This window comes from Candidatus Pelagibacter sp. HIMB1623 (genome assembly GCF_052047695.1).
Classification (GTDB): Bacteria; Pseudomonadota; Alphaproteobacteria; order Pelagibacterales; family Pelagibacteraceae; genus Pelagibacter.
The window spans coordinates 458210-477442 of sequence record NZ_JBNAJN010000013.1; the positions used below are offsets into that span (position 1 = coordinate 458210).

Genomic DNA, 19233 nt, shown 5'->3' on the forward strand with positions numbered 1-19233 from the left:
TTATTTCCACTTAGCTAAAGGAGGTAAAGACATTAAAATTCCTTCTACATTACCACCAGTTTGTAATCCAAATTTAGTTCCCCTGTCATACAGTAAATTAAATTCTGCGTAACGACCTCTTTTAATATACTGCTTCTCTTTTTCTTTTAAAGACCATTTTTTCTTAATTTTTTTTCTAATAATTTCATTAAAGATCATTTGAAAAGTAATACCAACATCTCTTACAAATTTAAAATCTTTTTCGAAATTATCATCTTTATAATCAAAAAAAATTCCCCCAATTCCTCTAGCTTCTTTTCTGTGGGGTAAATAAAAATATTCATCGCACCATTTTTTATATTTTTTATAATAATTTTTATTATGTTGATCACACATTAACTTTAAAGTTTTATGAAATTTATTTTTTTCATTATCATCTTTGATGGTCGGGGTTACATCCATTCCCCCTCCAAACCAATTTTTTTGAGTGCTGATATATCTTGTATTAAAATGCATAGCTGGAATGTGTGGATTTTGCATATGCATAACTATTGAAATTCCTGAAGCCCAAAATCTAGGATCTTTCTCAGCTCCTGGTATATTTTTTTGAAATTTTTTAGGAAATTTTCCATATACTTTTGAAAAATTTACTCCAACTTTTTCAAAAATTTTCCCATTTTTTAAAATTCTATATTCACCACCACCCTCATCTTTTTTAGAGTTTCTTTTCCAAGAAGTTGATACAAATTTAATTTTCTTATTTTCCAATTCAAGTATGTCATTACAAATTGCATTTTGTAATAATTTGAACCAATTGCTAGCTAGGTCTTTTTTAATTGAATTGTCCATATTACATTAAATTATTTTGCCTTAAACTTTCAGCCAAAACTATTGCAACTGAGGATGCTATATTTAGAGATCTCGCATTTTCATTCATTGGAATTTTTAGACGATCACCAATCAGCTTATGAACCTTCTCTGGAACACCAGCGCTCTCTCTTCCAAATAATATTGTATCATCAGCTTTAAAATTAAATTTAGTATAATTTATAGAACCCTTTGTTGTCATTAAAACAATTCTTTGATTCTTTTTTTCTTCAAAAAAATGTTCCGCACTTTGGTAGAATTTAATTTTACTATAGTCCATGTAGTCCATGACAACTCTTTTAAACCTTTTGTCAGATAATAAAAATCCACAAGGCTCAATAATTTCTAATTCCGCCCCTAAACAGGCACACGTTCGTATAATTGCAGCTGTATTCTGTGGAATATCTGGCTCGTATAGTGAAATTTTAGGTCTAGGTTTCATCCGTAATGTGTCATTCTTTCAGTAGAAAAATTACTGTTATCTTATAAGAAATCGTATATTAAATTAATTTTTTAACAAAAAACTATTTAAAATGTCAGATAAAAAGCCAAAAAAAAGAAGAGATTTTTTATTTACGGCGACTACAGCTGTAGGTGCCGTTGGAGCAGCAGCAGTAGTGTGGCCAATGGTAGATCAAATGAACCCAGATGCTTCAGTTAAAGCATTAGCAAGTACTGAGGTAGATATAAGTTCAGTCCAACCTGGAAATACAATTACAGTTCTATGGAGAGGAAAACCAGTTTTCATCAGAAGAAGAACACAAGAAGAGATCGACGAAGCAAGATCTGTTAAAATGGAAGAATTAATTCATCCAGAAAAAGATGAGGATAGAGCAAAAAATCCTGAATGGTTAGTCATGATTGGAGTTTGTACTCATTTAGGATGTGTGCCTTTGAATGACAAAGGTGATTATAATGGATGGTTTTGTCCTTGTCACGGTTCTCACTATGATACGTCTGGAAGAATTAGAAAAGGACCGGCTCCTTGGAATATGGAAGTTCCAAAATATGAATTCGTAAACGCAAACACAATTAAAATAGGATAGTACAGTTGTTATGAGTGATCACGATTATCAACCTAAATCAAAAGTTGGTCAATGGTTTAATGATAGATTACCGTTACTAACTCTTGCAAATCATTTAACGGATTATCCTACTCCAAAAAATTTAAATTACTGGTGGACATTTGGAGGAATTTTAACTTTTTGCTTAATCACACAAATTATAACAGGATTAACTTTGGCAATGCATTACATTGCTCATGCTGACATGGCATTCGAAAGTGTTGAGCATATAATGAGAGATGTTAACTACGGATGGTTAATTAGATACATACATGCAAATGGTGCATCGATGTTTTTTCTTGCTGTGTATATTCATATCTTTAGATCGTTATTTTATGGTTCTTACAAAGCACCAAGAGAAATAATTTGGATTATTGGTATAGTAATTTACTTGTTAATGATGGCAGCTGCATTTATGGGCTACGTCTTACCTTGGGGACAAATGAGTTTCTGGGGAGCAACTGTTATTACAAATTTATTTAGTGCAATCCCATTAGTAGGTGAGGGAATTGTAACATGGTTATGGGGTGGATACTCAGTTGATAATCCAACATTGACAAGATTTTTCACTCTACATTACTTGATTCCATTTTTAATTTTAGGTCTAGTAGTTTTACATATTTGGGCTCTGCATGTACCTGGTAATAACAATCCAGTTGGTATTGATATTAAAAAACCTTCAAAGGATACTGTCCCATTCCATCCATACATTGTTATTAAAGATGGTTTTGCATTATTAATGTTTATGATTGTTTTTGCATTTTTTGTTTTCTATACGCCTAATATTTTAGGACACGCAGATAATTACATAGAGGCAAATCCAATGGTAACCCCAGCTCATATAGTTCCAGAATGGTACCTGTTACCTTTTTATGCAATATTAAGATCGGTACCAGATAAACTACTTGGAGTAGTTGCAATGCTATCTGCAATTTTAATACTTGCAGCTTTACCTTGGTTAGATACTTCAAAAATTAGATCAGCAGTATTTAGACCATTGTACAAACAATTTTACTGGATTTTAGTAGCAGACGTTTTAATCCTCGGTTACGTGGGAGCAATGCCTGCAGAAGGTCTCTATTTATTAATCGCAAGAGTAGCCACTGCTTATTATTTCTTACATTTCTTGGTTATTCTCCCAGTACTCGGGTTTAAAGAAAGAACATTACCTGTCCCACTAAGTATAACAGAACCTATTTTAGGTGGATCACCGAACTTAGCAGCCGCAAAACACAGAGAAAGTAAAATAAAATAAAGTGAAAAAGTTATTTAAATTAATTTTAATACTTTCATTTTTCTCTCTAAATAGCGTTCAAACATTTGCTGCAGAAAAAGTAGATTATCTTAAAACAGACTGGAGTTTTAAGGGTCTTTTTGGAAAATTTGATAGGGCAGCTCTTCAAAGAGGGTATCAAGTTTATACGGAAGTTTGTGCTTCTTGTCATTCAATGAAATATTTGAGCTATAGAAATTTATCAGAAGAGGGTGGACCAGAGTTTTCAGAGGCAGCTGCAAAAGCAATCGCTGCTTCTTTTGAGGTTACAGATGGACCAAACGCTGATGGTGAAATGTTTACTAGACCTGGAAAACTTTCAGATAAATTTGTAATGCCTTACGAAAATGTAAAAGCTGCGCAAGCCGCTAACGGAGGAGCGTATCCACCAGACATGTCTGTTTTAGTTAAAGCTAGAGGTGGTGGAGTTGATTATATTTATTCTTTACTTCAAGGTTATGAAGATCCACCAAGTGGAGTAACTTTGGATGATGGAGTTTATTATAATAAATATATGTATGGTAATAAGATTAGAATGGCAGCACCATTATCAGATGGAATAGTAGAGTACGGGGATGGAACTAATGCATCAGTTGAACAGATGTCAAAAGATGTAACAACATTTTTAATGTGGGCTGCGGAGCCTCACTTAGAAGCAAGACACCAAATGGGTTTTAAAGCTATAGTATATTTGATTATTTTAACTATTTTAGTTTACTTTAGTATGAAGAAAATTTGGTCACGTGTTGAATCTGAAGTTTAATACATCTCCATCTTTAACAATATAATCTTTTCCTTCTAATCTCATTTTCCCATTTGCTTTAGAATTTACCCAGCCATCATTTGCTATAAAATCTTCATAGGAAATAGTTTCAGCTCGAATAAAGCCTTTTTCAAAATCAGTATGTATTTCACCTGCTGCTTTAGGAGCTGTACAATTTTTTTTAATTGTCCATGCTCTTGTTTCTTCAGGACCTGATGTAAAATAAGTATCCAGCTCTAGTATATTGTAACCTTTTTGAATTAACATATTTAATCCGGTCTCTTTTAAACCTATCATTTCCATATAGTTTTTTTTCTCTTCAGCAGGCAGTTCATTAATTTGATTTTCAATATCAGCAGATACAATTAGTGCATTTTCATTTCCAAATTTTTCTATAAAATCATTTGTATATTTATTACCGTTCTGAACACTTTGTTCATCAACATTGCAAACATATATTTTTGGCTTAATTGATAACAAACCACTTTGATTTAATTGTTTGGTATCAAATTGTGTTTTTAGAACCGAAATATCTTTGTCATTATTTATGCAATCAAGAGCAATTTCTAAAATTTTAAGTTGTTCCTCATCTACATTTTTCTTGTTATTTTTTTCCAATCTTTTTTGAATACTTTCAAGATCTGCAAGCATCATTTCAGTTTCAATAATTTCCAAATCTCTCACTGGGTTTACGTCAGGATTAACATTTTGGATATCATCTGAGTCAAAACATCTAATCATATGAATTACTGCATCAACTTCCCTGATATGAGAAAGAAATTTATTTCCTAATCCTTCTCCTTTTGAAGCTCCTTTTACAAGACCAGCAATATCAACGAATGAAATTGTAGTGTTAATTACCTTTTTAGAGTTAGAGACTTTTGATAATTTGGACAATCTTTCATCTGGTACGGGAACTACACCAACATTTGGATCAATTGTACAAAATGGAAAATTAGCTGCTTGTGCTTTACTAGAATTTGTTAGTGCATTAAAAAGTGTAGACTTACCAACATTTGGTAAACCAACAATTCCACATTTAAAACTCATTATTTATTATTAACTGTACTTGAAAATAGATCTAATTTTTTATCAATTAATATTGAAATTGATTCAGTAATATTATTTGTAATTTTTTCTAATCCGACCATTTCATCATCATCAAAATTTTGAAGTACAAAATCACTAACTTCCATATTATCTTTTGGTTTTCCAATACCTATTCTAACTCTAGAATAATCTTTACCAATAAATTTATCTATTGATGCTATACCGTTATGACCTGCGCTAGATCCACCAAACTTAGCTTTTATTTTTCCAAATTCTACATCTAAATCATCATGAAAAACTATGACATCCTCGGCATCAATTTTAAAATATTCTATTAATTCTCTTATACAAATTCCTGAATTATTCATGAAAGTTAAAGGTTTAATTGCATATATTTTTTTGTCTCCAACATTTCCTGTTGTAAGCAAACCTTTAAATTTAGGTTTTTGTTTTGATAGACCAAATTTTTTATTTATCGAGTCTATAATTTTAAAACCTACATTATGTCTATTATTTTCACTATCGGGCGTTGGGTTACCTAGTCCTACAAATAAAAGCATAAAAATTTTTTAATGGAAAACAAACTTCAGTCTAAATAATTTATTTTTTTTCTTCAGCAGGCTTCTCTTCGCCTTCAGCAGCTGTTTTATCGCCTTCAGCTGGTGCAGCAGCATCGGCACCACCTGCTTCACCCTCTGCAGCTTCAGCTTCAGCTGGTTTTTCTGGCTCTTTCATTACAGTTGGAGCCGCAAGTGTTGCAATAACGAAATCCCTACCTTGAATAGTTGGTACAACTTCAGGATCTAGATTAATTGATGAAATTTTAAAACTTACTCCAATATCAACACCATCTAAATCAATTAAAAGATTGTCAGGTATTTTTTCACTTGGACATTTTAATTCAACTTTTCTTCTTACAATATTTAATACTCCACCTTTTTTTAATCCAGGTGATTTTTCGTGATTAATAAATTTAACTGGAACCTCAATTCTAATTTTTAGACCAGGCACAACTCTTAAAAAATCAACATGTATAGGTTCGTCTGACAAGATGTGATATTTTACTTCTCTTGGAAGTACATTTTGTGGTTTACCGTTTACATTTAATGTAAGAATTGTAGATAAAAAATTTGAGTCTTCTAACATCGACTTTAGCAGTTTCTTAGATATAGAAACTTTTTCATTTTGAGCTTCACCGCCGTAAATTATAGCCGGAACTTCTCCATTATCTCTTAGTGAGTTAAGCTCGCCTTTTGTTTTAGTATCTCTGATGTTAGCTTCTAAAGTATTCATAAAAACAAGGGTTTTTAGCTCAAGATCCTTAATAACACAAGGTAATTATTTAAATAAATCAGATACAGAAGTAGAATTTGATATTCTTTTTATCGCTTCACCCATTAGCCCTGAAATAGATAAAACTTCAATGTTTTTTGCACCTTTTATTTTGTCACTATTATCAATTGTGTCTGTAATTACTAAATTTTTGATAACAGAATTTTTAATTTTTTTGACCGCTTCGCCACTAAGTACACCGTGAGTAATATAAACGTAAACTTCTTTTGCACCTCTATCTTTTAGAGCTTTAGCTGCATTTACAATTGTTCCACCTGAGTCGATGATATCGTCTACAATTATACATGTCTTACCTTTTACATCCCCAATTACATTCATAACCTGAGATTGTCCTGGCTTAGGTCTTCTTTTATCTACTATAGCTAGACCAACATTTAAAAGTTTTCCAAGAGATCTTGCTCTTTCAGTGCCACCCACATCTGGAGCAACACAAATCATATTTTTACTTTTAATTTTTTTCTTAACGTGTCTTGCAAAAATAGGAGTAGCAAACAAGTTATCTACTGGAATATCAAAAAATCCTTGAATTTGTCCTGCATGCAAATCTACTGTTACAACACGATCTGCTCCTGCTTTTGTAATTAAGTTTGATACTAGTTTTGCTGAAATTGAAGTTCTTGGGACAACTTTTCTATCTTGTCTTGCATAACCAAAATATGGAATTACAGCAGTTATATTTTTGGCAGATGATCTTTTTAAAGCATCTATGCATAATAAAAGTTCCATTAAATTATCATTAGCTGGTGAAGAAACAGATTGAATAATAAAAATACTGTTTCCTCTTATGTTTTCATTAATCTCAACATAAATCTCACCATCAGAAAAATTTCTAATACTTGAATTGACTAATTTAGATTTTAAATATTTAGCAATATTCTTACTAAGAGGTTTATTGCTATTTCCTGATAATAATTTCATGAAAAAAACCTAATTAAGCATAATTATTGAAATATTTCTACCATAATCAGCATGATTTAAACTTTTTGATCTTCTAGCACTAAAAAATTTATTTTTAGCATCGAATGTATCAACGTCAATTTTTTCTATTTTTTTCACACCAGACTTAAGAAGTAATGATTTAACATAACTAGATAAGTTAAAATATAACTTTTCTTTACCCATTTTAAAAAATTTATGATTAGTTTTGTCTTTTCTTATTAATTTTTTATAAAAATCTTTTTGAACTTCATAATTTTTAACTGATATTGATGGACCTATAACTGCTGTAATATTTTTTGTTTTAGACCCTCTCTTAACCATAAATTTAATCACTTTTGATATAATTCCCTTAAAGGCACCTTTCCATCCTGAATGAATTGCAGCTATCATTTTTCTCTGATTGTCAAAAATAAGTATTGGTACACAATCTGCAGTCAAAACCGCAATAGGTAAATTTATTTGGTCAGTAATAATTGCATCAGCCTTGGGTTTTATTTTTGATTTATACTTTTTGTCAATAAACACGAATTTATTACTATGAATTTGATTAACTAAAAAAATATTTTTTGAGTTCTTAGAAATTTTTTTCCTGACAATATTTAAATTTTTTTTTACACTTGCACTATTATCATTTGAACCTGGACCACAATTTAAACTTTTATAAATATTTTTTGATACACCACCGATGCTATTAAAAAAACCATGTTTAATAGCTTTATATTTTGAAAGTTTTTTAGATTTAATCAATTTGAAAACCTGTTTTAAATTTATTGTTTTTAACTTTTATCAACATTACCTTAAACAACTCTCCCATTTGTTTCTCATCAATTAAACGTCTGATTCTATAAAATAGATCTGTTTTCTTTGAGAAGGCTATATTATTGCTTACGATCTCTGCTCTCTGCAAAATTCCCATACTTGTTAAGAATTTTTTTTGATTAGTAATTAGATGATCTAGTTTTTCAAACTGATTAATATAATTGGCATATAAATTAAAATTTAAATTGTATGTAATATCAGAGTCGCCGATATCTTCTAATATGTTTGAAAATTTATGATCTTTTATTGCTTGAATAGTATTTTTTATTTTCAGATCTAAATATCCATAATCAATTATTAAAAGTCCACCATTTCTGTTCTCAATAATTTTACAAATTTTCTCTAGATATTTAAACGCTTCCGGAGAGTATTCAATAACATCTTGGTCCTTAGATATTTCAAATTTAAGTTCTTGCTCTATTGTTTTAATATTAACTTCTTTATCATTGAACTCAGCCTTTTTGTAAGTTTTTAAATTAACATACCTTTCAAACCAATTATTCTCCTTTTTAAAAAATTGCTTTATTGGAAGTGCATCAAAAAATTCGTTTGCAAGATAAATGCAAGGAAATGTGTTATCGATTTCAACTTCATTTACCCAGATTATTTTTTCAGAATTTAAATTTTTTTTTTGTTCATTGATTAAATATGAGCTTTTTTCATGAATCATTAAATTACAGGAGTTAAAACAATCTGGAAAATTCTTTAATGTTTCAGATACAACTTTCATCATCTCTCCATTACCAGCGCCAAGTTCAATTAAGTTAAATTTTTTAGGTGAACCAATGCTTTTCCAAAAAGTTATTACCCAAATCGTAATTATTTCTGAAAATAGTCTTGTGATGTTGGGAGACGTAATAAAATCACCTTCCTTTCCAAAGGGATTTTTTTTCATATAATAACCATTTTCTTTATCGTAAAGAGCGTGATTTATAAATTGATCTAGAGGTAAATTAGTCGACTTGTTCATTTTTTTTCAAAAAGAAAATAATTAATCCAATTATCAAAAAGATAAAACTTATTAACTGACCCATAGTTAAATTGAATATTAGGTATCCCAATTGATCATCTGGAACTCTAAAAAATTCAACAATAAATCTAAAGATTGAATAGAAAATTAAAAATAATCCAGAAATCAATCCAGCTATAGCAAAATTTCCTCTATTTCTAAAATAAAGTAAAATTAAAAATAGAATTAAACCTTCTAATAATGCCTCATAAATTTGTGAGGGATGTCTTGATTGATTATCTATTTGTATGAATGTAACTGCCCAAGGTAAATTAGTTATAGTTCCATAAAGTTCAGAATTTATAAAATTTGCAATTCTTCCAAAAAATATTCCAATAGGTGCAACTAGAGCGACGACGTCTAAATATAAAAACGCATCTTGATTATTTTTTTTTGCAAACAATATAGTTGCGATAACAATACCAATTACTCCTCCATGAAAAGACATGCCACCTTCCCATACTTTTAAAATATCTAATAGATTATTGATATAGAATTCAAAATTATAAAATAATACATATCCAATTCTTCCACCTAAAATAATTCCAATGATTAAGTAGGTTATATAATCATCAAAATTTTTATTTATTTCAGAATTCTTTAAGAATAGTTTTTTTGCTATTAACCATCCAAATAAAATACCAGCTATATAAGCTAGAGAATACCATCTAATTTCTAAAGAAAATATTTCTATTGCAACTGGGTCAAAATTATTGATGAACATTTTAAATTATATCTATATTGTATATCTCAAATATGAAAAATTCTAAATTTATAATTGATAAATTTGCAAAACTACTAGAGCAGGGATTAATAACTTCGAAAGATTTATCATCTGAAATCTTAAATATATTTAAGTCAAAGAGAGACGAATTTGTTTTTAAAATGAAACTTACAAGCAAGGATGAATTTGAGATTCTTTCAAAGAGAGTAGAAAATTTAGAAAATAAAATTTCAAAATTAGAAACAAAAAAAAAGAAGAAAACTAGACCGGCAAAAAGATCTTAACTCTTAGACCATTAAATTTTGATTTTTCCAGCATAATGTTACCACCATGGGATTTGATAATATCAGAAGCAATTGACAGTCCTAGACCAACACTAGATTTTGAATCGTTTCTCCCTTTGTCCATCTTATAAAAAGGTTTAAATACGTTTTCATGTTCTTTTTTAGGTATCCCTGGACCGTCATCATCGATAATTATAAATAGGTTTGTATTTTTTTTGGTTAGGCTTATTTCAACTTTGTTTGCATATTTTAATCCGTTATCAATCAAGTTATTTAAAGATCTATTGATAAGGTTCTTTCTGCCATTAATGTAAATTCTAGGAATTAAATTATGAGAAATGTTTTTATTATTATATTTTTTTATAATTTCCTCTATTAGTTCTGAAAGATTAAACATTTCGTCTTTTTCAACATATGACGAGCTTGTAAATTGCAGGTATTCATTAAGCATTTTTTCCATTTCGTTGATATCATCTGTTAACTTATCAACTGCATCTTTATCTTTAAGAAAAGCTAATTGTAGCTTCATTCTTGTTAAAGGAGTTCTTAAATCATGACTAATACCTGACAACATTTCAGTTCTCTGATTAAGATGTCTTTCAATTCTCTTTCTCATTTTGTCAAATTCATGACCTGCTTGACGTATCTCGAGTGCTCCTGAGGGTTTAAATTCTTCTATGTCTTCTCCTTTTCCAAATCTTTCAGCAGCGCGAGCTAAATTTGTAATTGGTCTTGTTTGGTTTTTTAAAAATATTAGTGAAATAATAACCATTATAATTGCAGGAACTGTAATCCATAGTGCAAATATTCTTGCAGAGGTACTAGTGACTCGATCTTTTGGAACTAAAAATTTAAAATATCCATCTTCATACTTTATTCTTAAATCAACTAGTTCTTTATAGTTTGTAGTATTAAACCAGAAGATCTCAGGAGAAAATTTAGACTTCAATTCTCTTCTTAAAGTTCGATCAATTGGACTAAACCATCTTTCTTTATTTTGATCACTTAATTTTTCATCAACAACTAATTCAATATTTAAATCTAGAAATAATGAAAATAGGTTTGTCACTTCTTGTTTATCATTTTCCTCATTTTGATAAGCTTCTACAAAAGCACTAATTTCATTAACCAGGGTTCTGGTCATACCTTTATTAGTTTTAATCCACAAACTATCAAAAAAAACAATGGTTATTATTAATTGGATAGTAATTACAGGGACAGCAACTATTAAAAGTGCTCTATAAAATAATCTTTTTGGTAAAACTTTTTTTAAATAATTACTCAATCCAGAGAACATATCCTGCACCTCTAATTGTTTGCAAAAACTTAGGACTTTTTTGATCTATTTCAATTTTTTTTCTCAATCTAGTAATAATAACATCGATAGATCTTTCTTTATCTAGACTAATCAATTTTCCTATATCTTCTCTTGAAAATGTTTTTCCAGGACTATTAATCATTTTTTCTAAAATTGTCTTTTCAGTATTGTTAATTTTAAATTCTTTTTGATCTCTAATAATTAAAAGTTTATTTAAGTCGATTTTGACATTTTCAAATTCAATAATTCTTTTTTGCTCAGTTTTTTGTGTCTTATCTAAAATGTTTTTTATTCTTAGAATTAATTCTTTAGGTTCAAATGGTTTGGGCAAATAATCATCTGCACCAACTTCAAGACCTTCTATTCTTTCCTTAGCTTCTCCTTTAGCAGTAAGAAGTATTATTGGAGTATCTAGATTTTTTTTATTTTCTTCTATAAATTCTAATCCACTCTTTCCAGGCATCATTATATCTAGTACAATTAAATCAAACTTTATTATTTTTATTTTCTCTGAGGCATCTTCAGCACTGTCAGCTGTAGTTACTAAATAATCATTTTCGTTTAAAAATTTCTTTACTAATGATCTAATACCATCGTCGTCATCAACTACTAAAATATGAGCTAAAAAATTATCCATTAATTATTTTATTTAATACATTGTCAAAATTAACAACTTCTTCTGAAGTTGAATTTAAAAGAGCAGAATAAATTCTTTTTTTTTGTAAATTAAAAATTTCTTCAAATATTTTCTTCCCTTTTTCGTTTAAAAACACATGTTTAACCCTTGTATCCTGATCATTTTTCTTAAATATGACGATATCTAACTTTATTAAATCTTTTAAAACTCTGTTGAGGCTCTGCTTAGTTACTTTTAATTTTTTTAGAAGATCTGAAATAGAGATACCTTCATAAGATGAAATTAGGTGAATAACTTTATGGTGGGCTACACCAATTGAATATTTATCTAAAATTTTTTTAGAGTCAGAAAATGTCTCTCTGTAACTAACAAATAATTTTTCAATTAAACCCTTAAGTTGATCGTCTTTAAGATATAAAAGTTCTTTCATAATGGGTAAGTTATATTGACATATCAAAGATACAAAGATATTTTTCACTGATATTTTAAAATATTTTCACTAATGATACCGTACGATAAAAGATCTGGAAAAATTTGGTACAACGATGAACTTGTTGATTGGGGAGATGTAAAACTACATGTGTTAAGTCATGGTTTGCATTATGCGAGCTGTGTATTTGAAGGTGAAAGAGTTTATGATGGCTCTATTTTTAAATTAGAGGAACATACATCTAGATTTTTTCATTCTGCTAGAAGAATGGGTTTTGAAATTCCTTATACTGAAGAGCAAATAAATACTGCTTCAAATAAAATAATTGCAACTCAGAATGTAGAAAATGGGTATGTAAGACCAGTAGCTTGGAGAGGTACTGAAATGATGGCTATCTCAGCACAACAAACAAAAATTCATGTTGCAATAGCAACTTGGGAATGGGGATCTTACTTTGATCCAAAACTAAAAGTCGAAGGCATTAAATTAAATATTTCAAACTGGAGAAGACCAGCTCCTAATACTATACCTTGGGATACTAAAGCATCAGGTTTGTATATGATCTGCACATTATCAAAACATGAAGCTGAAAAACAAGGTTACACTGATTCTTTAATGTTGGATCACGAAGGAAATATTGCTGAGGCAACAGGGGCCAATGTATTTTTTAAAGATAAAGATGGAGAAATTCACACACCAATTCCAGATTCATTCTTAGATGGAATTACTAGAAGAACTGTAATTGGAATTGCAAAATCAAAAAATATCAAAGTAAATGAAAGAAAAATTAGTCCAACAGAACTTCCTAACTTTGTAGGATGCTTTTTAACAGGAACTGCTGCTGAAGTTACACCTGTATCTTGTATTGCAGAAAATCAATTCAAAGTTTGTGATACCATCATCGATCTTAATGAAAGCTATCAAGCGCTGGTGAGAAAGAAAAAAGCAGCTTAATCTTTGTTATCTTCTGATATTGCGTGATCAATACCCTTTCGTAAATAATCATAACCTGTAAATAAAGTAAGCGCAGCTGATAACCATAAAAGAATAATCCCAATAGTTTGAGCATTATAATTTTCAAAGTTGATTATTTTATTTCCAGTATCTCCTGAAAGCAGAAGACCGATGGCAACCATTTGCAAAACTGTTTTGAGTTTAGCAAGATTTGAAACTGGAAGTTTAATCTGACCTTTTGCTAAAAATTCCCGTAATCCTGAAATTAAAATTTCTCTAGTTAAAATAATTATAGCTGCAATAACCTCATAATTTCTGATTGTTCCATCCATCACCAGTAAAATTAGAGCTGTAGCAACTATAATTTTATCTGCAATTGGATCTAATAGTTCTCCTAATTTAGATTCTTGACCTAACATTCTAGCTAACATGCCATCTAAAAAATCTGTAAATGAAGCAATTATAAATAAAATCAAAGCAGTTAAATCACCATAAAAACCTGGAAGATAAAATGCTAAAACAAAGAAGGGTACAATTATTATTCTCCCTATTGTTAGAATATTTGGAATTTTTTTTAACATAATTATTCGTGAAAGAAGTTATATATCTTTTTTGCTACTTTTTCTTCAACACCTTCAACAGATTTAATTTCATCTAAACTAGCAGACTCAACAGATCTTGCTGACCCAAAATGGTTTAGTAGCGCTCTTTTTCTAATTGCCCCAATACCTTCAATTTGGTCCAGTAAAGATTTACTAATTCCTTTTTTTCTCTTTGCTCTGTGGGCACTGATTGCAAATCTGTGCGATTCATCTCTTATCCTTTGAAGGAAAAATAGAGTAGGGTCATTTTTTGAGAATTTATATTCTTTGCCATTGTGAAAAAATGTTTCATTTCCACTATTACGAAATTTACCCTTTGCTATTGCAATAATTGGAATGTCGTGAAGTCCCAATTCATTTAAACTTTCTCTAGCTACTGAATATTGTCCTTTTCCTCCATCAACTAATACTAAATCAGGAAAAGTGAGATAATTATCTTTTTCTTGAACAGCACGTTTAAATCTTCTGTTTAATACTTCTCTCATCATTCCATAATCATCTTGCTCATTTTTTTTGTGCTTGATATTGAACTTTCGATATCTTTTTTTAATAAATCCCTCATCACCATAAGCAATTAAAGCTCCAACACTATTGGTACCCTGGATATGGCTGTTATCATAAACCTCAATTAAATTTACATTTGTTTCAAGATTGAATTTTTTTGCAACTTCATCAAAAAGTTCTCGATTATTCTGACTTTCATAAAGTTTTCTATTCAAACTGTCTTTTGCATTTTTTATTGCCTGATTAACTACTTTTAATTTTGAGCCTTTTTTAGCAACACTAATGTTAATTTGTTTTCCCTCTTTTTGAGTTAAAGTTTTTTCAATTAAAACTTTTTCTTTTATTTCCTCAGATAAAATTATTGCAGAAGGCACACTTTTATTTTCATAAAATTGTGAAACAAATGAATTTAAAATATCTCCTAATTTTTCATCTGGGTCATGTTTTGGAAAAAAAGCTTGGTTACCCCAATTTTGTTTTGATCGATAAAAAAATACTTGAATACAAGTTTTGCCAGATTCTTTGTATCCAGCTATAACATCCGCCTCTACTAAGTTCGCTTCGTTAATTCTTTGAGAAGATTGAATAATATTTAAAGCTTTAATTCTGTCCCTTAAAATTACTGCTTTTTCAAAATCTAATTCTTCACTTGCCTTTTCCATTTGGCTTGAGAGATTTTTTTGAATTTTTCTTGATTTACCTGATACAAATTCAATAGCATCATCAACTGTTTGTTGATAATCATTTTTTTCAACATAACCAACACATGGTCCGGAACATCTTTTTATTTGATAAAGGATACAAGGTCTTTCTCTATTTTTAAAAACAGTATCATCACAAACTCTTAGATGAAAAATTTTTTGGATCATCTTTATAGTCCAGTTAGCTGAACCTGCTGATGCAAAAGGTCCAAAATAAAATCCTTCTTTTGTCTTTTTTCCTCTATGTCTTTTAATTTGTGGCCATTTATCTTTGTTGCCAATAAAGATGAATGGAAATGACTTATCATCTCTTAATAAAATATTAAATTTTGGTTTAAATTTTTTAATTAGGTTTGCTTCTAGAAGTAGAGCTTCACTTTCATTTGAAGTAGTTGTTATCTCTAATTTTCTAGTTTGAGACAACATTCTCTCTGTTCTAATTATATGGTTTTTTTCAGATACATAACTTTTAAGTCTGTTAGGAAGATTTTTTGCTTTTCCTACATAAAGGATTTCATTTTTTTCATTTAGCATCCTGTAGACACCAGGAAGTTTAGGGACTAGCGAGAGCTCTTTTTTAATTACTTCTTTTCCTATTTCAGAGCTTATCATGACTTCTTTTTTTGGTAATTTGAATACCAACAGAGGAACATTGCTTAAGAATTTCTAATTTTTCAATTTTCAACATTATTTTAGCAATCCTTTGATCTTTGAATAATTCATCAAATACAGCCTCAGCCAATGTTTCAAGAAAGTTGTAATGTTTTTTTTTAACTAGTTTTGTGATCAATTTTACAATTGTTCCATAATTAACAATCGATTTTATATCTTTATCATTTGATGGCTTTTTATCCTCGTAATCAATTTCTAGGCTAAATTTAACTTTTTGAGGCTTTTTCTTTTCAAAGTCATAATAGCCAAGTTTTAAATTTAAAATTAGTTCATTAATTAGAATTTTCTTTTCGTAATTAAAAAGATTTTTGTTTTTATTTATTCTTACAATCTTAAAACTACTTCTTTTCATTCTTTGCCCATTATATCTGGTGTTTGCCAGTTTAAATTCTGCCCACTATCTATTGCTAAAACTTGTCCTGTAATAGATATATTTTTTATAAAAAAGTCAACAGCATTACATATTTGTTCAACATCTACTTGTCTTTTCAAAGGAGTTGCTAGGTATTGTTTTCTAAAATGTTTTTCAGATTGTCTTTGATTTTTAATAGTAGGCCCAGGTGCAATGCCGTTTACTCTAATCTTTGGAGCTAAACTCATAGCACTAGTTTTAGTCAAAGTATACAGTCCAGTTTTACTAATTGTGTACGAAAAAAAATATGGGGTTAGTTTAAATACTCTTTGATCAATAATATTAATTATATTGTTATTTGTTCCTTTGACATTTTTTGCAAATTCTTTTGATAACAATGCAGGTGTTCTTAGATTTGTTCTTAAATGTTGCCCCCAACTATCTGTTGTAAAGTTTTCCAATTTATCATTTTCAAATAAAGAAGCGTTATTAATTAGACAATCAAAATATTTAAGTTTTGATTTTGCATATTTTACAATTTTATTTACATCATTTTCTTTACTTAAATCACCTTTAACCAAGTAAACTCTAGTACCATTATTTGATAGTTCTTTTTTTAAATTCTCAGCTTTTGATTTTGATTTATTAAAATGAATTAAAATTTCTTTATTAGAACCAGATAATTTTTTTGCAATTGCAGCACCAATTCTTGTTGCTCCACCTGTTATAATTATTTTCCGTGCTTCCATTTTTTATCTCTTTTCTTTGTAACTTTTGTTCCGGGCATGCCCATTGTTGACCGACCTTTTGGATAAAGTTTATTTTTTACATCATACTGCCTTATTTTTGGATTTAATGTAATTTCTAATTCACTGCTTTCCAACTTTCTTATTTCATCTCTAATTTTAGCGGCTTCTTCAAATTCAAGATTAGAAGCAGCTTCCTTCATCTTTTTATCTAGTGCTTTAAGGTGTTTTTTTAAGTTTCCACCAACATTAGAGCCTTCACTTATTTTCACATAGTCTTTTTCATAAACACTTTCTAAAACATCGCTTATTTCTTTTTTAACTGATGTAGCGCTAATTTTATGTTTTTTATTATAAGCTAATTGAATATTCCTTCTTCTGTCAGTTTCAGCAATTGCTTTTTTTATACTTTTAGTTTCTTTGTCAGCATACAAAATAACTTTTCCGTCCACGTTTCTTGCAGCTCTTCCTATTGTTTGAATAAGTGATGTTTCTGATCTTAAAAAACCTTCTTTATCTGCATCTAAAATTCCAACTAATGCACATTCAGGTATATCAAGACCTTCTCTTAATAAGTTAATACCAACTAAAACATCAAATACACCCATCCGCAAATCTCTCATTATTTCAATTCTCTCCAAAGTATCGATGTCTGAGTGAAGATATCTAACTTTAATTCCATTTTCGTGAAGGTATTCAGTTAAATCTTCTGCCATTTTCTTCGTAAGAGTTGTGACCAAAACTCGATAATTATTTTCAACTACTCTTTTGCACTCATGCATCAAATCATCTACCTGGTTTTTTGCAGGTCTAATTTCAACTACAGGATCAATTAGACCGGTTGGTCTTATAACCTGATCAATATATTTCCCTTTTGTTTGCTCTAGTTCCCACGGTCCTGGTGTTGCAGATACAAATACAGTTTGAGTTCTCATTAAATCCCACTCTTCAAACTTTAATGGTCTATTATCCATACATGATGGCAGTCTAAAACCATATTCTGCAAGAGTACTTTTTCTTGATCTATCTCCTTTGTACATTCCATTAAGTTGTGGAACAGTTACATGACATTCATCAACAAATATCAAAGTGTTATCTGGAAAATATTCAAATAGAGTAGGAGGAGGTTCTCCTGGTTTTCTTCCAGATAAAAATCTTGAATAGTTTTCAATTCCTGCACAAGAACCAGTTGCTTCAATCATTTCTAAATCAAACTTAGTTCTTTCCTCTAATCTTTGAGCCTCTAATAATTTATTTTCTGCTCTGTGTTTTTTTAAAGTTATTTCTAATTCTTTTTTAATATTAATAACTGCCTGCTCGATTGTAGGCTTAGGAGTTATGTAATGACTATTCGCATAGACTTTTACTAAACTTAGCTCTCTAACTTTATCCCCTGTCAAAGGATCAAACTCTTCAATTTGCTCTAATTTATCTCCAAATAGACAAAGCCTCCAAGCTCTATCTTCTAGATGTGAGGGAAATATTTCTAAATATTCTCCTCTTGCTCTAAATGTTCCTCTATAAAAATTTTGATCATTTCTTTTGTATTGTAAAGCAACTAAAGATTTAATTATTTCTTCTCTGTTGTAATCATAATTTTTTTGAAGAGTTAGCGTCATCTTACTGTACGCCTCAACGGAACCTAATCCATAAATACATGAAACACTTGCTACAATTAAAACATCATCTCTTTCTAAAAGAGATCTGGTGGCCGAGTGTCTCATTCGATCAATCTGTTCATTAATCGATGCCTCTTTTTCTATGTAAGTGTCAGATCTTGGAACGTAAGCTTCTGGAGTGTAATAGTCATAATAAGAAACAAAGTATTCAACTGCATTATCTGGGAAAAATGTTTTCATTTCTCCATAGAGTTGTGCTGCTAGCGTTTTGTTTGGAGCAAGTATCAATGCTGGTCTATTAGTGGCCTCGATTACCTTTGCCATTGTAAAAGTTTTTCCAGATCCTGTAACTCCAAGTAATACTTGATTAAATTGATCTTTATTTGCACCATTTACTAATTTCTTAATAGCTTCTGGTTGATCACCTGCAGGTTTAAAATCAGACTTAATTTTGAATTTTTTTCCACCTTCGAGTTTTCCACCAATTTTAGGATTTTTACTCTGAATATCTGTAATTAAATCTTGATAAGTATTTTCCATATATTAAACAGCGTATTAGAATTTATTTATATTT

Annotated in this window: 22 protein-coding genes; 5 read left to right on the forward strand and 17 right to left on the reverse strand. The window is 29.7% G+C overall.

The genetic code is table 11. The features are described from left to right. Positions 1-828: an oxygen-dependent coproporphyrinogen oxidase gene (gene hemF / locus ACTTBN_RS06885; protein WP_440681666.1), complete on the reverse strand. Its 828-nt coding sequence runs from the start codon at positions 826-828 to the stop codon at positions 1-3. A gap of 1 nt (position 829) precedes the next feature. Further along, positions 830-1288: a tRNA (cytidine(34)-2'-O)-methyltransferase gene (locus ACTTBN_RS06890; protein ID WP_075506394.1), complete on the reverse strand. Its 459-nt coding sequence runs from the start codon at positions 1286-1288 to the stop codon at positions 830-832. Positions 1289-1379: 91 nt separating this feature from the next. Between ACTTBN_RS06890 and petA the strand changes: the two genes are divergently transcribed. Genes petA through ACTTBN_RS06905 form a run of 3 tightly spaced genes read left to right on the forward strand, consistent with a single transcriptional unit; the run spans position 1380 to position 3946 of the window. Beyond that, on the forward strand, positions 1380-1892 hold the full coding sequence (gene petA / locus ACTTBN_RS06895) for a ubiquinol-cytochrome c reductase iron-sulfur subunit (RefSeq protein ID WP_440681667.1): 513 nt from the start codon (positions 1380-1382) through the stop codon (positions 1890-1892). 10 nt (positions 1893-1902) lie between these two features. Beyond that, complete coding sequence (locus ACTTBN_RS06900; RefSeq protein ID WP_440681668.1) at positions 1903-3165, forward strand: cytochrome b; 1263 nt, start codon at positions 1903-1905, stop codon at positions 3163-3165. Between the two features lie 22 nt (positions 3166-3187). Beyond that, the gene (locus tag ACTTBN_RS06905; RefSeq protein ID WP_440681724.1) at positions 3188-3946 is read left to right on the forward strand and encodes a cytochrome c1; all 759 of its coding nucleotides are present in this window, start codon (positions 3188-3190) and stop codon (positions 3944-3946) included. On the opposite strand, the gene ychF is transcribed toward ACTTBN_RS06905, so the two are convergent. The 7 genes from ychF to lgt are packed head-to-tail and all read right to left on the reverse strand — an operon-like array spanning position 3923 to position 9840. Beyond that, positions 3923-4996: a redox-regulated ATPase YchF gene (gene ychF, locus ACTTBN_RS06910; RefSeq protein ID WP_440681669.1), complete on the reverse strand. Its 1074-nt coding sequence runs from the start codon at positions 4994-4996 to the stop codon at positions 3923-3925. The two genes, ACTTBN_RS06905 and ychF, sit on opposite strands and share 24 nt — an antisense overlap. Further along, positions 4996-5556 (reverse strand): aminoacyl-tRNA hydrolase, encoded by a 561-nt coding sequence (pth, locus tag ACTTBN_RS06915; protein WP_440681670.1) that lies wholly within the window; start codon positions 5554-5556, stop codon positions 4996-4998. Before pth ends, ychF begins: the two co-directional genes overlap by 1 nt. Before the next feature lie 40 nt (positions 5557-5596). Continuing rightward, positions 5597-6289: a 50S ribosomal protein L25/general stress protein Ctc gene (locus tag ACTTBN_RS06920; RefSeq protein WP_440681671.1), complete on the reverse strand. Its 693-nt coding sequence runs from the start codon at positions 6287-6289 to the stop codon at positions 5597-5599. A 45-nt stretch (positions 6290-6334) separates the two neighbouring features. Then, a complete protein-coding gene (locus ACTTBN_RS06925) occupies positions 6335-7267 on the reverse strand; it encodes a ribose-phosphate pyrophosphokinase (RefSeq protein ID WP_440618924.1) in 933 nt (310 codons plus the stop codon). 9 nt (positions 7268-7276) lie between these two features. Further along, positions 7277-8035, reverse strand: a complete 759-nt coding sequence (gene pgeF / locus ACTTBN_RS06930) for a peptidoglycan editing factor PgeF (RefSeq protein ID WP_440681672.1) — start codon at positions 8033-8035, stop codon at positions 7277-7279. Further along, a complete protein-coding gene (locus tag ACTTBN_RS06935) occupies positions 8028-9077 on the reverse strand; it encodes an SAM-dependent methyltransferase (protein ID WP_440681673.1) in 1050 nt (349 codons plus the stop codon). The genes pgeF and ACTTBN_RS06935 overlap by 8 nt, the downstream gene beginning before the upstream one ends. Then, positions 9061-9840 carry a prolipoprotein diacylglyceryl transferase gene (gene lgt / locus ACTTBN_RS06940; protein ID WP_440681674.1) on the reverse strand — a complete coding sequence of 260 codons (780 nt, stop codon included), beginning with the start codon at positions 9838-9840 and terminating at the stop codon, positions 9061-9063. The genes ACTTBN_RS06935 and lgt overlap by 17 nt, the downstream gene beginning before the upstream one ends. 32 nt (positions 9841-9872) lie before the next feature. Here lgt and ACTTBN_RS06945 point away from each other — a divergent pair, with 32 nt between their 5' ends. Continuing rightward, complete coding sequence (locus tag ACTTBN_RS06945) at positions 9873-10124, forward strand: hypothetical protein (RefSeq protein ID WP_075506383.1); 252 nt, start codon at positions 9873-9875, stop codon at positions 10122-10124. On the opposite strand, the gene ACTTBN_RS06950 is transcribed toward ACTTBN_RS06945, so the two are convergent. Genes ACTTBN_RS06950 through ACTTBN_RS06960 form a run of 3 tightly spaced genes read right to left on the reverse strand, consistent with a single transcriptional unit; the run spans position 10102 to position 12509 of the window. Further along, positions 10102-11421 (reverse strand): ATP-binding protein, encoded by a 1320-nt coding sequence (locus tag ACTTBN_RS06950; protein WP_440681675.1) that lies wholly within the window; start codon positions 11419-11421, stop codon positions 10102-10104. The genes ACTTBN_RS06945 and ACTTBN_RS06950 overlap by 23 nt on opposite strands. Beyond that, positions 11402-12079 carry a response regulator gene (locus tag ACTTBN_RS06955; protein WP_440681676.1) on the reverse strand — a complete coding sequence of 226 codons (678 nt, stop codon included), beginning with the start codon at positions 12077-12079 and terminating at the stop codon, positions 11402-11404. The genes ACTTBN_RS06950 and ACTTBN_RS06955 overlap by 20 nt, the downstream gene beginning before the upstream one ends. After that, positions 12072-12509: a MarR family winged helix-turn-helix transcriptional regulator gene (locus ACTTBN_RS06960; RefSeq protein WP_428080895.1), complete on the reverse strand. Its 438-nt coding sequence runs from the start codon at positions 12507-12509 to the stop codon at positions 12072-12074. The genes ACTTBN_RS06955 and ACTTBN_RS06960 overlap by 8 nt, the downstream gene beginning before the upstream one ends. A 72-nt stretch (positions 12510-12581) precedes the next feature. On the opposite strand from ACTTBN_RS06960, the gene ACTTBN_RS06965 reads away from it, so the two are divergent. Continuing rightward, positions 12582-13463 carry a branched-chain amino acid aminotransferase gene (locus ACTTBN_RS06965; RefSeq protein ID WP_440681677.1) on the forward strand — a complete coding sequence of 294 codons (882 nt, stop codon included), beginning with the start codon at positions 12582-12584 and terminating at the stop codon, positions 13461-13463. On the opposite strand, the gene pgsA is transcribed toward ACTTBN_RS06965, so the two are convergent. From pgsA to uvrB, 5 genes are read right to left on the reverse strand one after another with little or no spacing between them, the layout of a single operon-like run. Continuing rightward, positions 13460-14044, reverse strand: coding sequence for a CDP-diacylglycerol--glycerol-3-phosphate 3-phosphatidyltransferase (pgsA, locus tag ACTTBN_RS06970; RefSeq protein ID WP_440613807.1), 585 nt, complete (start codon positions 14042-14044; stop codon positions 13460-13462). The genes ACTTBN_RS06965 and pgsA overlap by 4 nt on opposite strands. 2 nt (positions 14045-14046) lie before the next feature. Beyond that, on the reverse strand, positions 14047-15882 hold the full coding sequence (uvrC, locus tag ACTTBN_RS06975; protein WP_440681679.1) for an excinuclease ABC subunit UvrC: 1836 nt from the start codon (positions 15880-15882) through the stop codon (positions 14047-14049). After that, a complete protein-coding gene (locus ACTTBN_RS06980) occupies positions 15869-16294 on the reverse strand; it encodes a dihydroneopterin aldolase (RefSeq protein WP_440681680.1) in 426 nt (141 codons plus the stop codon). The genes uvrC and ACTTBN_RS06980 overlap by 14 nt, the downstream gene beginning before the upstream one ends. Then, on the reverse strand, positions 16291-17043 hold the full coding sequence (locus tag ACTTBN_RS06985; RefSeq protein ID WP_440681681.1) for an SDR family oxidoreductase: 753 nt from the start codon (positions 17041-17043) through the stop codon (positions 16291-16293). The genes ACTTBN_RS06980 and ACTTBN_RS06985 overlap by 4 nt, the downstream gene beginning before the upstream one ends. Further along, a complete protein-coding gene (gene uvrB / locus ACTTBN_RS06990; RefSeq protein WP_440681682.1) occupies positions 17025-19199 on the reverse strand; it encodes an excinuclease ABC subunit UvrB in 2175 nt (724 codons plus the stop codon). The genes ACTTBN_RS06985 and uvrB overlap by 19 nt, the downstream gene beginning before the upstream one ends. Positions 19200-19233: the final 34 nt, after the last annotated feature.